Origin of the sequence: Paenibacillus piri (assembly GCF_004354045.1) — a bacterium.
Lineage (GTDB): Bacteria > Bacillota > Bacilli > Paenibacillales > NBRC-103111 > Paenibacillus_S > Paenibacillus_S piri.
Window position 1 is genome coordinate 274,226 of record NZ_SMRT01000001.1, and the last position, 15,490, is coordinate 289,715.

General features: G+C 54.8%; 17 protein-coding genes. 13 read left to right on the forward strand and 4 right to left on the reverse strand.

Annotation, left to right across the window (positions count from 1 at the left end; genetic code table 11):
• Positions 1-56 precede the first annotated feature (56 nt).
• The 4 genes from E1757_RS01145 (at position 57) to E1757_RS01160 (ending at position 4,616) form a co-directional block, all read left to right on the forward strand.
• On the forward strand, positions 57-1,199 hold the full coding sequence (locus E1757_RS01145; protein WP_133224988.1) for a TRM11 family SAM-dependent methyltransferase: 1,143 nt from the start codon (positions 57-59) through the stop codon (positions 1,197-1,199).
• A gap of 139 nt (positions 1,200-1,338) precedes the next feature.
• Positions 1,339-3,309, forward strand: coding sequence for a dihydroorotate dehydrogenase (locus E1757_RS01150; protein ID WP_133224989.1), 1,971 nt, complete (start codon positions 1,339-1,341; stop codon positions 3,307-3,309).
• Positions 3,310-3,568: 259 nt separating this feature from the next.
• Positions 3,569-3,871: a putative quinol monooxygenase gene (locus E1757_RS01155; RefSeq protein WP_133224990.1), complete on the forward strand. Its 303-nt coding sequence runs from the start codon at positions 3,569-3,571 to the stop codon at positions 3,869-3,871.
• 433 nt (positions 3,872-4,304) lie between these two features.
• Positions 4,305-4,616 (forward strand): DUF2325 domain-containing protein, encoded by a 312-nt coding sequence (locus E1757_RS01160; RefSeq protein ID WP_133224991.1) that lies wholly within the window; start codon positions 4,305-4,307, stop codon positions 4,614-4,616.
• 315 nt (positions 4,617-4,931) lie between these two features.
• Here the strand turns inward: E1757_RS01160 and E1757_RS01165 are convergent, their stop codons facing one another.
• Together E1757_RS01165 and E1757_RS01170 are read right to left on the reverse strand one after the other, a co-directional pair.
• The gene (locus E1757_RS01165) at positions 4,932-5,354 is read right to left on the reverse strand and encodes an NUDIX hydrolase (protein ID WP_133224992.1); all 423 of its coding nucleotides are present in this window, start codon (positions 5,352-5,354) and stop codon (positions 4,932-4,934) included.
• Between the two features lie 29 nt (positions 5,355-5,383).
• A complete protein-coding gene (locus tag E1757_RS01170) occupies positions 5,384-6,277 on the reverse strand; it encodes an AraC family transcriptional regulator (RefSeq protein ID WP_133224993.1) in 894 nt (297 codons plus the stop codon).
• Between the two features lie 182 nt (positions 6,278-6,459).
• Between E1757_RS01170 and E1757_RS01175 the strand changes: the two genes are divergently transcribed.
• Positions 6,460-6,801, forward strand: coding sequence for a hypothetical protein (locus tag E1757_RS01175; RefSeq protein WP_133224994.1), 342 nt, complete (start codon positions 6,460-6,462; stop codon positions 6,799-6,801).
• 192 nt (positions 6,802-6,993) lie between these two features.
• Here the strand turns inward: E1757_RS01175 and E1757_RS01180 are convergent, their stop codons facing one another.
• Both E1757_RS01180 and E1757_RS01185 read right to left on the reverse strand, forming a co-directional pair.
• Positions 6,994-8,574, reverse strand: coding sequence for a glycoside hydrolase family 26 protein (locus E1757_RS01180; protein WP_165971908.1), 1,581 nt, complete (start codon positions 8,572-8,574; stop codon positions 6,994-6,996).
• 299 nt (positions 8,575-8,873) lie between these two features.
• Positions 8,874-9,248, reverse strand: a complete 375-nt coding sequence (locus E1757_RS01185; RefSeq protein WP_133224996.1) for a helix-turn-helix domain-containing protein — start codon at positions 9,246-9,248, stop codon at positions 8,874-8,876.
• 228 nt (positions 9,249-9,476) lie between these two features.
• Here E1757_RS01185 and E1757_RS01190 point away from each other — a divergent pair, with 228 nt between their 5' ends.
• From E1757_RS01190 to E1757_RS01220, 8 genes are all read left to right on the forward strand, one after another.
• The gene (locus E1757_RS01190) at positions 9,477-9,932 is read left to right on the forward strand and encodes a hypothetical protein (RefSeq protein WP_133224997.1); all 456 of its coding nucleotides are present in this window, start codon (positions 9,477-9,479) and stop codon (positions 9,930-9,932) included.
• A gap of 167 nt (positions 9,933-10,099) precedes the next feature.
• Positions 10,100-10,339, forward strand: a complete 240-nt coding sequence (locus tag E1757_RS01195) for a helix-turn-helix domain-containing protein (protein WP_133224998.1) — start codon at positions 10,100-10,102, stop codon at positions 10,337-10,339.
• Between the two features lie 180 nt (positions 10,340-10,519).
• Entirely contained in the window at positions 10,520-10,687 is a 168-nt protein-coding gene (locus E1757_RS35635) for a hypothetical protein (protein ID WP_165971909.1), read from the forward strand.
• 359 nt (positions 10,688-11,046) lie between these two features.
• Positions 11,047-12,006 (forward strand): nucleotidyltransferase family protein, encoded by a 960-nt coding sequence (locus tag E1757_RS01200; RefSeq protein WP_133224999.1) that lies wholly within the window; start codon positions 11,047-11,049, stop codon positions 12,004-12,006.
• A gap of 22 nt (positions 12,007-12,028) precedes the next feature.
• Complete coding sequence (locus E1757_RS01205) at positions 12,029-12,820, forward strand: hypothetical protein (protein ID WP_133225000.1); 792 nt, start codon at positions 12,029-12,031, stop codon at positions 12,818-12,820.
• A complete protein-coding gene (locus E1757_RS01210; RefSeq protein ID WP_133225001.1) occupies positions 12,817-13,086 on the forward strand; it encodes a PqqD family protein in 270 nt (89 codons plus the stop codon). The genes E1757_RS01205 and E1757_RS01210 overlap by 4 nt, the downstream gene beginning before the upstream one ends.
• Positions 13,076-13,555, forward strand: a complete 480-nt coding sequence (locus tag E1757_RS01215; protein ID WP_133225002.1) for a S24/S26 family peptidase — start codon at positions 13,076-13,078, stop codon at positions 13,553-13,555. Before E1757_RS01210 ends, E1757_RS01215 begins: the two co-directional genes overlap by 11 nt.
• Positions 13,556-13,567: 12 nt before the next feature.
• Entirely contained in the window at positions 13,568-15,391 is a 1,824-nt protein-coding gene (locus tag E1757_RS01220) for an ABC transporter ATP-binding protein (RefSeq protein ID WP_133225003.1), read from the forward strand.
• The last annotated feature ends 99 nt before the right edge of the window (positions 15,392-15,490 follow it).

A 15,490-nucleotide genomic window follows, 5' to 3' on the forward strand; every position in this document is an offset into this window, starting at 1 on the left:
AAACTGGAGACAGCCGCATACGGCAAGGAACCGACAGGAAGGGATGAAGCTGCCGGATGAACGGACGGAACGAAAAAAAGAAAGGTCGCAAGGACGGCACTAAGAAAGACGATCATAAAGATGATGGAAAAGATGATCGAAAAAACGATAGTAAAAACAAAGGAAAAAATGATCAACAGGACGGTGGAAAAAAGGATGAACCAGACGATGAACAAGAAGATCTGGACGTTAAGCGGAAGATAGGGCCGAATAACGTCTCCCGCGATCATCATCCGGCATTTTTATATACCTATGTCTGCCATGAGGATGAACGGGAGCTGTGCCGGATGGAGCTGCGCGTTTTGTTCGGCGTCGAGCCCTGCGCCCGCTTCTTGCTGACGGAACGCGCCATCGATCCGAGCCGCAGCCCCTTCGTTAAGCAGAGGCTTGACGTCCTGTACAGCGCCGGGAGCCTCGACGAGCTGGCACAGCAGGCGGAGGCGCTGGAGCTTGGAGCGGCAACGTTCAAAATCGTCTACGTTGAAGCGGAGCCCGCTGCCGCCTATGACGAGCGGCGCAGGATCGAGCGGCTGCTCGGCGCGCGCATCCGCGGCCGGGCCGACATGCGCAGGCCGCAGCGGCTGTTCGGCGTCGCCTACGCGGCAGGGCGCTGGCTGTTCGGAGAATGCCGGAACAGCGAAGCCGTATGGCTGCGGCATAACGCGAAGCCGCAGCCGTATTCGACGGCGCTGAGCACGCGGGTGGCCCGGGCGGCAGCCAACATCGCCGTGCCGCAGCCGCAGGGGGCGAAGGCGATCGATCCGTGCTGCGGGATCGGGACGGTGCTGATCGAGGCGCTGTCCATGGGCATCGATATGATCGGCCGCGATCTGAACCCGCTCGCGGTTCGCGGAGCGCGCGTCAATTTGCGGCATTACGGATACCCGGACGACCCGGACGCGGTCGCTGTCGGCGATATAAGAACGCTGCAGGGCAGCTATGACGCGGCGGTGGTCGATCTGCCGTACAATCTTTGCTCCGTATTGTCGCAGGAGGAGCGGCTGGACATGCTCCGGGGAGCGCGGAGACTGGCGCGACGGGTGCTCGTTATCGCAACGGAAACGATAGATGACGACCTCGCTCAGGCGGGCTTTTTCATTATCGATCGCTGTGATGTAAAAAAGGGCAGGTTTTCGCGGCAGCTGATGGTGTGCATCTAGAGTTTACATCTAGAGTTTGCATAGCCTCAACAAAGGAGGACGGGGCTTGCTGCGGAATATTTAATTAGATCCAGACGCGCAGCAATCCTTGGCGGCTGAGACAATTTTAACGATGAACGATAGTTTCGGGAGGTTGACGATGCCGGATTGGTCATATCATACATTATTCCGCCCGCTGCTGTTTCGGCTGCCCTCCGCCTGGGCGCGGGATTTTACGCTCAACGCGATGGGCGGGTTAAGCAGGCTGCCTGGCGGCAGTCTGGTCATCCGCACATTGGGGCATATGGAGACGGAACCGATTCTGGCAAGCGAGCTGGCCGGAATTTCGATTCCATACCCTGTCGGTTTGTCGGGCGGGCTGGATACTCGCGGCATCGCGCATCAGGCGCTGGCGCAGTTCGGGTTCGGCTTTATCGAGATCGGACCGATTACGGTCGAGGGGTCGGCTTCGAGCCGGCCGATTGTGCGCGATATTCCTAATGAAGCGATCATTTATCCGGACGACGGCATAAACGAAGGGCTGGAGAGCACGCTCCGGAGGATGCGGAAGCATCAGGGTCATTCCCTCCCGTTGCTGTTTCGCATCCGCAGCGCGCCGGGACTGGTGCCCGAGGAAGCGGTAAACGAGCAGCGGCTGCTGATGGAGCGGCTGGCGCCGTATGCGGCGGCCTTCTGTATCGAGCTGCACGGCTGCTGCGCCGGCTCCGCCGAACGTACGGCCTCGTACCTGGAGGCGGTTCGCCAGACCGGGCGATCGCTGCCGGACGCGAAGCCGATGCTGCTCTACATCACGCCGGATTACGCCGACTCCGAGCTGGAGTCGCTGCTCGACGCCTATCGGTTGGACGGGTGGGACGGGATCGTAATCGGCGATATGATAAAAACGGATCAAGGATACGTGACCGGCATGGCGGGCAAGCCGCGCTGCATGGCGAAACTATCGCTGATCCGCAGACGCTGCGGCGCTTCGATCCCCGTCATTGCGGCAGCCGGGGTCCATGAGCCGCAGGATGCGCTGGATTTGAGAGAAGCGGGTGCGACTTATGTACAGCTGCACAGCGGCTTGGTCTACGCCGGTCCGGGACTGCCGAAGCGGGTCAACGAAGCGTTCATCTATGATCATATCCGCTCGTCCGTACAGCCTGACACGCCGTCCTTTTGGCTGCATTGGGGGTGGATGTGCCTGCTGGGCGTCGGCATGATCATCGGCGGTCTGTTGGCATGGATCATCGCAGCGACGAGCGTCGTGCTGCCGTATGATATTGCTTATCTCGGAATGAGCGCCGGGACGCTGGAGGCGATCAACCCGTTCCTGCTGCCGTTCATGTCTCACGACCGGGTAACCTTGGCCGGAACGATGATCTCGATCGGCATTCTATACGTTCAGCTGTCCCGATATGGCTTGCGCAATGGGCTGCATTGGGCCAAAACAGCGCTCACGACCTCTTGTCTGGTCGGATTCAGCAGCTTTTTTCTTTACCTGGGCTACGGCTACCTGGACCCTCTGCATGCGCTGGCCGCGGCCGTGCTGCTGCCGATGTTCATATTATCGCTGCGAAAAAGCGCCGACCGGCCATCTTCCGAACCGCCGAATGTGCGCAACGACAGCTTGTGGAAGCAGGCGCAGTGGGGCCAGCTTATGTTCGTCATACTTGGCTTCTCGTTGGCCGTCGGCGGGGTAGTTATTGCCGCTGTAGGCATAACGGATGTATTCGTGCCGCAGGATTTGGCGTTTCTATGCGCGTCGCCCGAAATGCTGGCGGCGATCAACGAGCGGCTGCTTCCCCTGATTGCCCATGATCGGGCGGGCTTTGGCGGCGCTTTGTTTGCCAACGCCCTGGCTATTTTGACGACGGCGCTGTGGGGCGTAAACCAGGGTCGCCGCTGGCTCTGGTGGACGTTTTTGCTCGGCGGCTTGCCCGGCTTTGCATCCGGCTTCAGCGTACATTGGCATATCGGCTACACGGATTTCGTTCATTTGCTGCCCGCCTATTTCGCGTTCTGCCTTTATGTGCTAGGCTTGGTGCTGCTGTATCCGTATTTGATGAGCGGGAATGGAGACCGCAAACATACCGTCGCGGCCGACGAAGCCGCAGCTAATGGAGGATGAGGCCGGCCTGACGGAACGGGTGGTCGTTAATTGAAAGGAGCCGAAGACGGGCAGCAGCTTAACGATGGAGGCTGTGGGGCGTGAACCAGTGCCGTCGCCGGCTCTTTGCTCGCGTCCGGCGCGTCTTGGGTTAGGCTGTCTGCTTGTACCGGCCAAGCCGTAATGGTATGCTGGAGGAAGCACGCGGGATTCCGTTTTGCATCAGCGCGGCTGCTCCAATCGAACGGAAGCTGAAAAATTCGAAGCAAGGGTGAGGATAATGAGCAAATTCGGCATGTATGTTAAATTTACCGCGCACGCCGGGCAGCGCGACGCTCTAGCCAAGCTGTTATTGGAAAGCGCCGAATCGGCCAATGCGTTCGAGGAATGCGAGCTGTATATTGTCAACATATCGGACACCGAGCCCGAAACCGTCTGGGTCACGGAGGTATGGAGCAACGAAGCGGCTCATGATGCATCGCTCGGCCTGGACGAAACGAAAGCGGCGATTCAACGGGCGATGCCGCTGATTGCCGGGGTAGAGCCGATTAAATTGCAGCCAATAGGCGGCAAAGGACTGTAATCTGGCATCCCTGTACGACATGACTTTAAAACGGCTAACCAACCTTCAAAACCGCACGGAACGCGGCTTCGAAGGTTTTTTGCCGTGATCCGGACAAATCCCGGTTGACAATGATAATGATAACCATTATCATTTATTCATAAGCCGCGAGAACAACATAAATTGTTTGCCGGAGCGGTATCCCGGCTGGAGCATTGCCGGTCTTATTTACAAGACGATATTCTCAGGCTATGAGCATCGCCGGTTCCGGCTATCGATCCGTGCAGCTTACATAGATTCGCGTAATATCCGAACCTCCGTTTTGAACAAGCCTGCGATACCGTATTTTTGCGATAATTTTTACATATGCCTAAGAAGCTGGTTTTGCCCTGGCAAAACTCAGCCAAGCCTACGAAGAAAGTTTTCCTGCGGAAAACTTGGAGGAGGAACGAACATGCCTGCAATTTTAGTGGTAGGGGCCGATCATTTGGGGAATATGCCGGAGCAGCTCGCTTCCATCGGATTTGACGAGGTCATGCATATGACCGGACGCAAATGCCAATCGGTCCGCAAAGGGATTCCGGACAAGGTCGATGCCGTGCTGGTGCTGACCGATTATATCAATCACAACCTGACCAAGGTGATCAAACAGCAGGCGAAGGAACAGGAGCTGCCGATTTATTATGCCAAGCGCTCCTGGTGCTCGGTGCAAAAAGCTTTATGCTCCTGCTCCCATGAATGCGAATGGGCAAGGCAGAAGCAGTGAACTCGTTCAGCTTTGCTGAACATCGGGGAATCAGATGGGAATACCCCACCTGATTCAAGGCCCACCTTAGAGGTGGGGGTCTTAACCCGATAAAGTCGTAATCGGATAAAAGAATAATCGCATGAATAACCCGCACAATCAGCCGGCCGAACAGCCCGACACCAGCCATCCGAACAGCCGGACACCAGTCATCCGAACCGCCAGCCAATTAGCCGACCGAACAGCCGGATAACATGCGGCTCATCATATCGGCGCCTTGCAGGTCCCGGAAAGGCAGCCGGAGCTTGCTCTCGTTAATGATTAACCATGATGTCATTACTGCAATTTCGCAATCGAGAACACATGATGCTTCTCAAAATCGCGAACGATATCGAGAGGCAGCAGCTGGCGCAGCCGGCCGCGGTCGGCCCATTCAAACGCCGTATGCTCCTCGGACAACGTCACATCGTCGCGCTCGCTTCTGCACAGATAGGTGAACAGCACGAGCTGTCTGGCCGGATCGGTGATGAAGGTAGCGGCATACAGCAGCTGCTCCACCCGGATATCAAGCCCGGTTTCTTCCTTCGTTTCCCGTACCAGCGCTGTTTCCAGCTCCTCGCCGAACTCGATTTTTCCACCGGCGCATTCCCAGGTGCCTCCGCCGACCGCGTCGCTCTCCGAACGTTTTATAATCAGTATCTTCCCTTTATGCAAAACAATGCCCTTTACGGCAACAACGATCTGATTCCGCTTTTGCATCTTAATGGCCCTCCCCCTGATTTTTGAATTCAACGCGGGATCGTGAATGATAAGGTTCGGTACTGCAGCGGCGTGTAGCCGGTAATCTTTTTGAACAGCCGGCAAAAGTACGAAAAATTGGCAATCCCGACCTGGATACCGACCTGCTCGATCGGGAGCGATTCGGTGTTCAGCAGCCAGCAGGCTTGGCGAATGCGGCGGGACATCAGATAATCGGTAATGCTGCTGCCGGTTTCGGAGCTGAACAGATGAGAGACGTGATGCTTGGACAAATGAAGCTCCTTCGCTAATTTATCGAGATCGAACGGCGTGGTGTAGTTGGCTTCGATCCACTGCATAATTTTTTCTGAATGCCGCTCGGGACGCGCTGCCGCGCTGTCCGTTTGCGCTTGCTCGCGCCACAGGCTGCGAATGCAGTCGAGCACCTGGATCGTCATCATCGTGGCGGCTTCGTAATACTCGGCGTCCGTAAGCGTCAGGTTTTTGCTCTTAAAATGGCTGATGATTTGCATAATATAGGCTTCCGCCGCCCCGGTCGAAACGACCTGATTGGTCAAGTTACCTTTCCATAAATATTCGAAAAAACGGTTCGCGGCGGGAAACATCCGCAATGCGGCGACCAGCACGGTTGGCTCGAATTTAAGAATCGTACGTTCATATGGCGAATCCTCGCTCGCCTCAAAATGTACCCGGTGCAGTTGAAAGGGCTGGAGGCAGAGAAGGCTGCCGGCTTCCAGATGGTACATTTTCTGATTCAAAACGGCATGTCCTCGTCCGCGGTGGATGAGCAGCAGCTCGATCCCCTGATGGTAATGATAAAAGCCTTTATAGCTCTCGCTATAGTCTCGATAAACCAAATAAAACGGATTTTTATCCAATTGGAACTGTGCCAGCAGCATCGGCAGCGCCCCCCTTTCGGTCATATCGCAAACACCGCAATACAGTGCTATTTTGACACAATCAAATATAACTGTAAAATTTTATTTTTTGCTATGGTTATGATATCTTCGCACTGGTTCCAAAACTGCATCCGTACGTATTAGCACCGAGTTGTGGAAAAGGGCGGCAGGGCTGTGCGATCAATATCCAAAAGGGGACGAATCGTATGACGACAACGGTACAAGATTTGGTAACGGATGCTGAGTACAATCGTATTTTGGATGGGGTTAACGATTTATTGAAGGAGACGTACCATATTCCGGACAGCAAATCGGCCTGGATTTTGAATCAAAGCCACGACAGGGTGGACGATTATTTGTTCGACTATGCTTCCTATCTGGAGTTTGTCAGAGAGACGCGCAATTATATAAGGGATACGTTTGAAAATCAGTTTCATCAAAAGGTGGAGCTGGAGCCGGAGCAGACCAACCGGATGATTAACGATGCGGCGGCCTGGGTAGCGTTCGAATGCGTCAGATGCTATTTTGAAAAGCGGCTGTGGAAATAGCGCGTCGCGCTTCCCGCGGCAGCGGCCGGCTTCCGGAAAACCTCACTCTCCGCAATGGCGGCGAGCGAGGTTTTTGGCGTTTATCCGATTACGACTTAATCGGGTTAAGACCCCCACCTCTAAGGTGGGCCTTGAATCAGGTGGGGTAGAGTCCCCATCTGATTCCCCGATGTTCAGCAAAGTTGAACGAGTTCACTTCGGCAGCGGAACGCTCGTTTCCGCGAGCTTTTCCATGCTCCGGCCGAACGCCGCAATCGTCAGCGGCCGGTTCGGATCGAGCTTGGCGAAGTCCAGCTCAATCTCCCATGGCAGCTCGTAGGCCATTCCGAGCAGCTTGCCGGCTTGATAATAGCCGACGGCGAACGGCTGCTTGCTCTGCGGGAAGGAAATGCGGGTGAACAGCTTGCGCTTACCGTCCGTCCGGGCCGCCTGCGACCAGAGGATGTAGGCGATGTTTTCCCCGGTCCGCGCCCCTGGCTCGACACGGGACAAGTACAGGTCGTGCTGGATCGAGCGTTTGTAGAGCAGATCGGCGAATGGATTTTCACCCAGATCGTAGACCGCTTCCATTTTGTTGCGCAGCGCGCGCTCCTTGCCGAAGTTAAAATAGGTGACCGCCTTTACGCGCGGGTACATCCGTGTTAAATAGCCGTACAGATCGCCGAGCTGGCCTTCCGCCCAGCGCTCGTAGCTTTGATTGGTCGCCAGATTATAATGCGAGACGCCTCCTTCGGAGATCATGATCGGCTTGCCGGGAAATTTGCCGCTTAACGGCTGGAACGATTGTAGAAATCCGCTCTTGTCATCAGCCTTTTCGCCGGGGCCTCCGGTCGCGTAGAGCGAATAACCGATCCAGTCGACATATTCGTCGCCCGGATAATATTCGTCAATGTTGTCCATCGGCATGAAATTGGGCGACCAGACCATCGCCACATTCGGCGCCTCTTCTTTCATGATGTTATGAATAAGGCGAAATTTCTCGATATATTTGCCGGGGTCGCCATGCCAGGGGACCCAGCCTCCGTTCATTTCCGAAGCGTAACGCAAAAACACGGGAATACCGGACGCTTTGGCCTCCCGTGCAAACGTGCGCACATACTCGTCGTCCTGCACATCGTCAAGCCCGTAGCGGGGCTCCCAGCCGATTTGCAGGGCGCCGCCGAGAGCCTTTACCGTTTCGGCCGTTTTGAGCGGAAAGTAAGAGACCGGGTCGGACTGCACCTTGCGCCATCCGACATACGACAAGTATATCGCGTGCCGCCGGCCGTAGACTTGCTCAATGTTGTTCATATTGAAGCCGACCCGCTTGTCGGCGCCGAGCATCCCCAGGTAGACGCCGGAGAGCGGCTCGAATTTGGCCAGCGGCCGGGATTCGCCTGCCGGGACGCTGATATACGGTTCCATTGCAACCGCTTGCAGTTCGACGCCGGCCGGCTCGAATACGGCCGGCGCTTCACCGGACGAATCGCGGGCGGCGTACTGTCTGCCCAGCTCATCCGCGGCGCTCGCCGAATCTTGCTCGCCGACGCTGCGCAAATAGGCCGCCTTGCGGCTGGCCAAGTCGGCCGCCTGACGCCATTCGCTGCGGGCGGCCGCATCCGCCAGCTGACGCTCCCAATAAGCTAACGCCGGATGCATCGGCTCGGGTTCGTTTGCCGCCGCGGGCTTGGTTCGGGCGAGCGTATCGGTGTCGAGCCGCAGCTGGAGCGCGTAAATAGCGGCTCCGATCAGCAAGCAGGAGAACAACACGATAAAGCGACTCATCGTTCTCATTGGATGACAGTTCCCCCTAAACGTAGTGAACTCGTTCAGCATAGCTGAACATCGGGGAATCAGATGGGGACTCTACCCCACCTGATTCAAGGCCCACCTTAGAGGTGGGAGTCTTAACCCGATAAAGTCGTAATCGGATAAAGGACATGTTTCGGTACAGGATCATGCGGCAAGCGGAAGGTGCGAAAGCCCATAAAAGAGGAGGGAAGGAAGGGATAATAAAAAAACCCCTATCCGTTGAAGGGGCAGACTGTTGGCATCATTGAACCTATGCGATACGCTTTCGCACAAATATGCGGCTATTCGTTGTTGATCATGCGTTCGGCACGTACAAAGGCGATGAAACGTTTGGCTTCCTCGGGCGTCAATTTTTTACCGTCGATCGTCAAAGCGAATTTATCAAGGATGCTGCCGTCCGATAGCTCGAGACTGTCGACAAAATCGCGAACCTCCTCATCCAGCACGCCTTGGGGATCGTTCGTTCGGCCGACCAGGTAATCGATAGACACGTTAAATAAATTGGCAATTTTGACAATGGTATCATAATCGGGCTCTCTTCTGTTGTTCTCGTAATGGGACAAAGAAGCGCGCGTTATGCCGAGTTTCTTGGACAATTCCTCTTGCGTCAGAAACTGCTTTTCTCGAAGTGACGCTATCCGTTCCCCGTATTTCATAATGTTTATTCCCCCAATCATTCCATCGTTGTTGTCGTTTTGCCGAGTACCTGTTTGCCAATGGCCATCGTTTCCGGCATTATTTTGTTAAATTACGCATTCTCCACTTGACACGATACGTTATGTATCATATTTTTGTTATAATGAATGCAATTTTGTGATTTTTAACACAATGTATCATGCTACTACTTATTTTACATAAAAAAACGGCATATGGGAAGATGTGATGTGAAGCAAATGCGAATCTGCGACAGACAAGCCGTAACGCAGTGGCTGCTCTCGCTGTTGGATTGCCGGATGTCGATTACCGGCCTGTGCGGCAAGCCTGTACAATCCCGGTACGGAATCGTGCAGGTGATGAGTCTCAGCCCGACCGAAATGGTCTTTTCCTGCCCATGGATACTCCCGGTTAACCGGGGCTTGACACTATCGTTTGAATTGACGGCCGGCCCAAACACGATCCGCTTTTCCGGCAGTCAGGTAATCCGGTTGGATTCCGTGGAATTGCAAGGCTGCCGCTACCGGGTTCGGTATGATATCGGCGGGCCCGACCGGATATGGCTGCTGTTTGCGGTGAATCGGCAGCTGAGTGAGTCTCGCGGACTCATGGCCGCGGCCTTGAACAGCTATACCGCTTATGATCCCGGTGTTCGTCCGGCAAATCAATTGGATATGCAGCTCTAATGCGGACAGCAGGCTCGAGTTAGATTATTTGTGATACAAATCGTATCTAACTTGAGCAGAATATATACTGGATGGCAAGCTGATAAAGTCAGAAGGCAAAAGCCGGTAGTCCCAAAAGCAGGTGAGGCTTGCGCATATTTTGAGGAAAGGAGGTAATACATACGGTTATGAAATTAGGAAAGCGTATTTCCAGGTTAAGGGAAGACAGAAATTTGACGCAAAGCGAGCTGGCCCGAATTCTTGGCATTACCCGCGCAGCCCTGTCACATTATGAAAACGATCGCAGACAGCCTACATACGACACATTGATTAAGCTTACGCAATTTTTTTCCGTCAGTATCGATTATGTGATGGATATGGAAAACGAAACCCGACAATTCCATGACCAACCATCAAAGGCCAAATGATCTTAAAGGGGGCTGATTCTGCACCGATTGTCGGCTTGCGCCGGAAACCGCGAATTTCGAGCTTTTTGGCGGAGATTATATTTTTTTTTGAAAACATGTGGACTTTTGTCCCTCGTGTATATATAATCAAATTGTTGATACGTTATGTATCATCAATTCAATAAGGAAGAGGGTTTTAACGTGGAGAAGAAACAGTATTTGAAGCCTGTGGTCAAAGGTCATGAAAGCATTGTGTTTGAAACGCTTTTATCCTGCAAAGCGCCGAATGAGCCTGCGACGATCGATAACGGCAACATTCCGATTTGCGTGTTGCCCGGAGGAAGCGGCTGGTTTCCGAGAGGAAACTGACCGAAACGAGCGGGACAGGCATATGGAGGGAGAAGGAGCTGCGGCCCCTTCTCCTTTTTCAGTAGAATAAAAAGTATAAGTTTCTAATACTTGGATTCGCACAACCTTGATAAACGCGTTCGTTCTCAAGGACGAAGCCGTATTTCCTTGTGTAAAAAAAGGATTGACATGATACATATTGTATACTAAAGTGAAACATAGATCGGATACGAATTGTAACATTATCAGGCCTGGCGCAGTCGGCCGGTCTGCGGGCAGCCGTTTTCTAAGCTGCGCACAACCTTGACAAACGCGCTTGTCCTTAAGGACGGCGGAGCCGTTTTTCCTTGCATGATTCTGATAATAACTGGAGGAAGCTTATGGTGATTCCATTGCTCCAATGCCTGTATAATCCGGAGCAGCCGTTTCCGGCGGCGGGCTGGGATTATGAGGCGATTTTGCGGGATATCGAGCTCTTTTCGATAGGCTCGCAAATGTATCATTTGCTTAAAGCAAGCGGCCGGATAGAGCAGGTGCCCGAGTTTTTCGGGAGTCGCCTGAAAGCCAGACATGCCCGGGCCACCTATCATAACTTGTTCATGAAGCACAAGGAGCAGGAGATGCTGGCACTGTTCGAGCGCCATGGGCTGGAGGCGATCCCGCTCAAGGGAATTCGCTTTGCGGAAGCATACTTCGGCCATTTCGCCGCCAGAGTAACAAGCGACATCGATCTGTTCGTGCGGGCGGACCGGCTCGACGAGGCGATCGCCTGTCTCGAGTCTCACGGCTACGATTACGAGATCACGAAGGATCACCACGCCCGACTGCACAAGGACGGTTTGATGGCCGAGCTGCATTGGACCCTGGATAAGCGCGAGTGGTCGAACCTTCACACGGAGCCATTCTGGAGCTCGGCCGTTCCGCTGGGCGACTTCCGGTATGTGAAGCAGCTGTCGCCGCTCCACACGTTTTATTTTATTTGTTTGCACGGGGCGCGCCATCAGATGGATTCGGTCCGGTATTTAATCGACATTGTGCAAATTTTGCACGCAAAGGGCGGTTCGATCGATTACAAGCAGCTGGTGGAGCAGACCACGGTCGATAAAACGTCCAGACGGATTCAGGCTGTGCTGTCCATCGTCTACAGGCAGTTTCCCCATTTGCAGGCAATAAAGCCGCTTCCTTTCGACACGCTAGAGACGCATTGGGACTACGAGATGGTACGGAGCGCCAGAATGGGCGCCAAGACGAAGCAGTATTATTTATACAAGCTGTTTTTCCGGCATTTTATATTTGATACCTGGAAGCACCAGATGAAATCGATCAGAAAAGCCTATTAATCGTAAAAAAGAGGGATGGCCGATGTGGGAACTGAAAATTCAAATTGCCGAGCATGTGCTGGGCATTCGCACCGCTTCAGCAATGGCCAAGGAGTTCGTGTGGCTTAAATACGGCGTATTGCGGTTGGAGGAAGACGATGCGGCGGAGCCGGACTTGACGGTCCGGATCGAGGACGGATACGGGGTTCCTTTTGCCGGTTATGATGTCGATGTCGTCTCTACCGGAGAATCCGTCATCTACACGCGGGCCGACTATCGGCTCGAAGCGGACCCGGATTACAAGCATGCGATCGTTAAGGTTTATGACGATTTTGCGCTGAAGCATGCGATGGTGAACCTGTACTCCGCCTTTATTACCCGCAGGGGCTGGGGCCTGCTGATGCATTCGTCCTGCTTGATGGAACGGGACAAGGCGTACTTGTTCGCCGGCCATTCCGGTGCGGGCAAGTCGACGGTGGCGATATTATCGAGGCCGCGGCCGGTGCTGTCGGATGAGGCGACGATCGTGAAGCTTGGCTCCGATGGCGCAACCATATTCAACTCGCCGTTTCGTAGCGATTCGGAAATGACGGCCTTGGCCGGCCCGTATCCGCTGGCGGCGATTCAAATTTTGCACCAGGCGCTGAGCAATAAGCGAAGTCCGCTAGGCAAGACGGAATCGGTGCTTCAGCTGATGCAGCGCGTGTTTTTTTGGGCGCACGACCCGGAGGAAACGAAGAAGGTGTTCAAACTGTGCATGGGTCTCGTCGAGCGCGTGCCCGTGTACGATCTTCATTTTCAAAAAAACAATTCGTTTTGGGAGGAGATCTCATGAGCCAGCAATACAGACGGAGCATGAACGTCGAGGCGGTCGAGGTTGAAAATGAATGGATGATTTTGCATGCCGACCAATATACGGTGACCAAGCTTAATGAGGTCGGCGGTCTTTGCTGGGAGCTGCTCAAAGAGGAACGGTCGGTGCAGGCGCTTGCGGAGGAAATGGGAAGACAGTACGACGTCGCCGCGCAGGAGACGGAGCAGGACATCGAGTCTTTTTTGGAGGAGCTGCTTAAACTGGGATTGGTCGAGCATGCAAATTAATGCAGAAGCCCTGAGGCAGCTCATGCTAAACCGGGGCTATCTGCAAATTCCGTCCAACGGCGTCAGCATGATCCCTTTGATCCGGTCGAGGTCGATCTGCCGGTTCGAACCGCTGGTGCCGGACGAGCTGCAGCCCGGAGATATTGTGCTGTTTGTCTCGCATGCGGGAGAACTGGTCGGTCACCGGTTTATGGCGAAGACCGATGTCGGCGGGGAAGTCCGGTATATTTGCAAAGGCGACTCGAATAAACTGATCGACCCGCCCATCGCGGCGGACCGGATTATCGGGCGGATGGTTTCGATTCAGGGCGCGAGGCATCAGATCCGCACCGACCACGCGCTGATGAAGCTGTACGCGAAGCTGCTGGTCAACGTCCGGCCGCTGTCTCTCTGTATCCACTACGGTTTGCGGATCGCCAGAAAATGCCGCCGCTTAATGCTGGCCTTGAGCCGCTCAAGTTCAAATTGAAGAGGTAACCTTATGCATCTGTTAACCGAAATGCAGCGGAACCTGAAGCAATATTTGGAGATTAGCGAACTCCGCAAGCCGCTCGCGTTTATGCTGCCGTATGCGGCGCGTTATTGGAAATCGTATGCGGGCTTGGTCCTGCTTTTGTTCGGCGGTATAGGCGCCGCCTTGTTTTTTACCTGGTTTCTGCAAAATATTACGGATGCCGCAGTGAAAGGCGACCTTGGGCGGGTCCGGTTTCTGATTATCGTCGGGATTTGCAGCACGATTGTAAGCAGCCTGATGGTGTACGCGAACACGTATTTGTCGTCGACCGCCATCGAAAAAGTGAAGCGTGACCTGAAGAACGACCTGTTCGCGCACATGCTGCGCCTGCCGACCCGTTATTACGGCAACAACCATTCCGGGGAGCTCGTTTCCCATCTGACGAATGACGTTAACGGCATCGAGGGCGCGATCGGCAGCAGTCTGCTCGGCATGCTGCGTCTGCCGTTGATGGCAGCCGCAGCGTTTATTTATTTGGTCCATATCAATTGGCAGCTGTCGCTTCTCTGCATGCTTCTGGTGCCGCTGTCGCTGCTGTCGGGCGCTGTGCTGGGCAAGCTGCTGCGGAGAAACAGCCGGCTCATTCACGACCATCTCGGCAAAGTGAACAGCTTTCTGGGCGACGCTTTTGCGGGACAGCTGGTCATCCGCTCGTTTACGCTGGAGCAGCCGGTTTACCGGCAGTACGAGGATCGGAACCAGAAGCTGCTGGCGATGGAGCTGAAAGTGGCCAGGCTGCGGGGCTGGTTCAGCGTCGGGGCGGGCGCGGCCGGTACGGTGGCGTATTTGCTCAGCATGGGTCTGGGCGCTTACTTTGTCACGCAAAATAGTTTGACCGTCGGCTCGCTGCTTGCTTTCGTCAGCCTTATGCAGTATCTGATCTCGCCGTTAGCCGGGATGGCCGGCTTATGGGGCGGCTTCCAGCGCTCGATTGCCGCGATCGAACGGTTGCAGAAGGTGATGAACGAGCCGGCGGAACCGCACAGTCTGCTGTCGGTTCCGGCATCCGCTTCCCGGGTCATGGCGCCGTCCTCCATCCATTTTCACCACGTCACGTTCGGGTATGACAGCAGTAAGACCGTCCTGGACAACTTCAGCCTCACCGTGCCTGTAGGGAAGGCCGTTGCGCTGGTTGGTCCGAGCGGCGCCGGGAAAAGCACGCTTTTCAGCCTGGCACAGCGGTTTTACAGACCGGATTCGGGAACGATCTGCCTCGACCAGCAGCCGATCGAGCTGCTGTCGAATGCGGAGCTGCGCAGCAGTATGGCCTATGTGCCGCAGGAGACGTACTTATTCGCCGGCACGATCCGGGATAATATCGCCTTCGGCCGGCTGGATGCCTCCGAATCGGAAATTGTCCAGGCGGCGAAGGATGCGAATGCGCATGAATTCATTCTCGCTCTGCCGCACGGCTACGATACGGAAACCGGGGAGCGGGGCGTGAAGCTGTCCGGCGGCCAGAAGCAGCGGATTGCGATTGCGCGCGCGGTGCTGAAAAACGCGCCGATATTGCTGCTCGACGAAGCGACGTCGGCGCTCGACAGCGAGACGGAATATTTGGTGCAGGAAGCTTTGGAGCGGCTCATGAAAAACCGCACGACGATGGTCATCGCGCACAGGCTGTCGACAATTCAGAACGCCGATTTGATCGTCGTAATGGATCAAGGCGCGATCGTCGAGCAGGGCAAGCATCATCAGCTGTTGAACAAGGACGGCTTGTACGCGCGCTTGTACCGGCTGCAGTTCGAAGAGAAGGCGGAACCGGTCATATCGAAGGCGGGCAATGCCTGATTGCATGCCAAGACGAAAAACCCGAGGCGGCGCCTCGGGTTTTTCGTGCGTTGAAAGTATAAGATTCTATACTTTGCTTGGCCAATCTTGAACTTGATA